General features: G+C 38.8%; 2 protein-coding genes. Both read left to right on the forward strand.

Going from position 1 to position 4,074, the window contains the following annotated elements; all coding sequences use genetic code 11:
- A partial coding sequence (locus WBM98_RS14805; RefSeq protein WP_424366801.1) for a hypothetical protein occupies positions 1-294 on the forward strand: 294 nt, incomplete at its 5' end.
- A 66-nt stretch (positions 295-360) separates the two neighbouring features.
- Positions 361-3,990 carry a peptidoglycan DD-metalloendopeptidase family protein gene (locus WBM98_RS14810; RefSeq protein WP_424366802.1) on the forward strand — a complete coding sequence of 1,210 codons (3,630 nt, stop codon included), beginning with the start codon at positions 361-363 and terminating at the stop codon, positions 3,988-3,990.
- Positions 3,991-4,074 lie beyond the last annotated feature (84 nt).

Consider the following 4,074-nt stretch of genomic DNA (forward strand, 5'->3'; position numbering starts at 1 on the left):
GCTAAATCCCAAGGTCTCATTGATCTGTCAATTCCTACGGCAACTATTTTGCGGATGATCGAATTTGGCACCTTGGAAGTCCCCAGCTGGTTACAACAGTCCATTGAGAGTCAAACCCCTACTGGAGCTCCCATTGCTACTACCGAACAATCCTTAGCCTTGGTCGATATGTTGACAATAATAAATAACTGGGAAAAAGCGACCGGGCACCGGATCAAAAATCCCAGTGCGAATATCACAGGAAGTGTAAAGGTTCAATCTAACGGTATGGTTCCCGCACCGGCCTTAAATTAAAATACTTTGCAATTATGAGTTTTACTTTCTATTTGGAAAGAACAATGCACCCTTAAAATATATGTTATGGCATCACCATTTATTGAGGAATGGGAAGAAGGGATTCCCACCCTGGAAAAAAAGTTTGAAGCTACCCTTTGGGAGGGGGAATCGCCTTTTGAGGAAATTCCCATGGAGCAACAATTTACGGGGATTCTTACCAAATTTGGAAAAATGTTCGGCAATTTGCAGGAGAAGACGAACAAAAATGCTGATTATGCCAATCGTTTAGGGTGGTCAAAATATATTGGTCAAATAAGTGAACTGCTTTTAAAAAGTACAGGGCAATCGAACCAGGATCACACGTCCGCGCATTTTGCCGTATTGGTAGCAAAATGGCAGGAAAAAAATGGATTTTCGGGAAAAGATGTGGATGGTATCATTGGTCCTAATACTTGGAAGAGGATGCGGACATTGTTGGGGTTATCTTCTGTAACTACTGGAGATCATTCGTCCGTTAATGCCAAAACTGTGGCGAAAGTACAAGAATACAGTGCCCTAATAGAAAGAATTTCCAAAGAATTGGATATCAACCCTAACATTGTCAAGGGAATTATTGCAGCAGAATCAGGAGGTAATAGATATTCCGGTCAAGGTAGTAAGGGCTATAAGGGGTTAATGCAGGCCAAACGTGATACCGATCAATTTGATCCGGAAACGAGCATACGTACCGGGATTGGTGTTTTTAAAGAGATGCGCGATCGTAATCTTGGACCAAGATTGGCCAAGCTGGGGATAGACAAGGCCCAAATAGACGATGAAACTTTTCTAAGACTTGTGCTATGCTCCTACAATGCAGGACATGTATCGGTATTAAAGGCATTGTCCTATGCAAAAGAAAATGGAAATTGGCGCGATTGGTTCGAGGGAGCGTTTTACAAAAGAGGCCTATTGTTCACTGGTGCCTATTCCAAATATTCCAAGTGTGGTACCCAGGATATGGAAAAGGCTACTAAGGACGCCTCTTATTATCGTTTCAAGCGTGGTGTTCATTGGATGAAGCAGCCCGATCCCCCAAAATGGGAAGAAGCCATTAAAATTATTTCACCTCTTTTAAAGTGTTGGATCGATACCAAACACGGTAATACTCCCGGATATTTAAATAAAATCATAGGCTATTTTAAATATTTCGAGAGCCTAGGAGCTACCCAAGAATTGCAATATGAGGATGAATCAAATTTTCATGAAGCCGAATTTGATAATGATATGTATCCCGAATTTGAAAATGAAATTGAGCCGTTATTTTATCTAAATCAGGAATTCGAAAACGAGAATTCCATGGTATCCTCCAATCTATCTTTAGAATCCGAAGAAGATAATTATCAACGTGTACAATCGGACCATATAAATGAAAATGGATTTGATAATCATAGGATTTCAGAGACAGCATTGGATTATGGCGAGGGTAGGGAAAGTAAAGAAGTTGACTGGCATGATACCGAGAAAGAATTGGCATTTGAGAATGAGCTAATTTTCGATGAAAATAATTTGGATGATGACATGAATGATATTATTTCCAATCCCACTTTTCATGAGGTTGATTTTGACACTAATGATCTGGAGGATGAAATAGCTGATGAAATTTGGGACGACGAATTTGAAGGGATAGAGGACGATTATGAACTGGAATTTTCAAATTTTGAAAATGGAATTGACGAGGAGGAAAAAATTAAGATTGAGGATTTGATAAATGAAGATTTGGATAGTGAATTGGAGGTAGATTTTGAGGATGAGATTGAATATGAGGAGTTATATGATGATGAACTTGAGGCGGAGATGCTACTCGATTATGAGTTTTCCGCTAAAAAAGAACCCTTAGCTATTCCTGTTGATAATCCGGTTTCGTTTGCCCCAATCCCAAAGCAAGGAAGTTTTTGGCCTTTGATTTCTTCCCACCCCAGGGGCAAGGAAGTACCATTTCAATATCAAACAAAGCCATCTGCATATGCAGGTAATGCTAGTAGGAGTTTTTTGGCAAGAAGGGCAGATGGTAATAGATATCATGTCGGAATTGATTTATATGCCAATAACATGGATAGGATTGTTGCTTGCGAAGACGGTGTCATAGTCAATTTTTATCATTTCTATAGAAGTACTTATGCGCTCATAGTAGAGCATGAAAATATTGTGATTAACTATGGGGAAGTTCATAGTGACTCCCTTAAGGCCAATAAGCTTAAAGTTGGTGATCGGGTACGTGCAGGTCAAGTAATAGGAATAGTTGGAAAAATGTACAAAAGCAGTATGCTTCATTTTGAAACATATAGAAAGGGAACCACAAAAAATATTAGATGGTTGAAAAAAGATAGGGCACCCTATAATATATTAAATCCTACCAAGTATTTATTGTTTCTACAGCAACATGGTACAATAAGCAATGGTGAAATAGGTAAAGCAAATTTACCTAGCACAAGTATCCCAACAGCTGGAAGTAATTTGTCATGGAAAGGTACCATACAAGATGGTGGAGATATTAAAACTGGTGTTTTGGACAATGGAAAACTTATTGAAATAGCGATTGCAGAAATCTCAAAAGGGCAACAAAATGAAAATATAATTACCAATACCTTATTTTATGCAAAATACCCTTCAAAAAAAGGTCAAAAGCTTCAACCTCAAGATCCTTTGGCCAAAGATTGGATAATCCTACGCAATACAATTGTCAGGCCATTGCTGAAAAGCAAAAGTAATCCTACATTAAATACTGCTCCCTCTGGGCCATTAATTGGTGGTGATCACACCAATTCCACAGTAGGAATCAGAGTTGGAGGATGGGGTGGCTGGAAAGGGAAAAGCTCGGTTGGAACGACCAAAATTGCAGATTATTTAATTAATGATAGCGTATCCATAGCCATCGCGGTAGCTTCAAGTGTGGAAGGTACCTTTGATAAAGTAAATATGTATGATCGGGGAATTCTTTCGTGGGGTATAAAACAATGGACAGCACATGCAGGAAGCCTTCAAGGGTTGCTGGCTTATATTATTGACCAATTGAGACAAAAGGGGCAATCCCCATTGTGGGACAAGTTATTTCCAGGATTGGGAATAATGCGCAAAAATTTGACATACAACGGGAAAGAATATCCTATTACTAAAGATAATAGAGGATTGATGCAACTGTTAAGGGGTAGTTCCGATCCTCAAACTTATGACGACAGGGTTATAGACCAATGGGTGAAAATGTTTGCGATTGCAGGAAGAAACAAAATTATTCAGGAGTTACAGTTTGAATATGCCAAAAGGCAGCTGACCTTTGCAATGAACCGTAATTTAGGTGATATACTAAAATTTTGGAAAAGTAGATTTAAGAATTTTGACCCCCAGAACTATGGTAAAATTGGTCTTTATTTAGGGAATAACAGCAAATCAATATCGCTTTTTAATGGCATGTTGACGCAAAATCCTAAATGGACCTATTTCTATTTGAAAAATGCCATAGACATCATGATTTCCAATAAAGGTTCTTCTAATGTGGCCACATGGAATGGCGATTGGAATAAAGAATTCGGTGATTTGTTGGAAAAACTATTTATCAATTCTGGGGTTGCTTGTTGGGGTAGCAGGGCAATCAATTCAAAAAAACAATGTAAAGGTAGAACCTCTAGGACAACTAAACTACTGCGTGCATTTGCCATATATCAAGGGATGGTTAAATGATCGTGCCCAATTTTTAACCACGGTATAGGTGGTTTTATTGTCTTCATTCACAACGCAGTTGTGAGTGATCGTGGAGCCGGAGGG

The sequence above is a fragment of the Maribacter sp. genome (assembly GCF_049667165.1).
Taxonomy (GTDB): domain Bacteria; phylum Bacteroidota; class Bacteroidia; order Flavobacteriales; family Flavobacteriaceae; genus Maribacter_A.

What these genes read in the sequence shown, in the direction of transcription:
- WBM98_RS14810 (WP_424366802.1), top strand. Translation starts at nt 361, where the DNA reads ATGGCATCACCATTTATTGAGGAATGGGAAGAAGGGATTCCCACCCTG.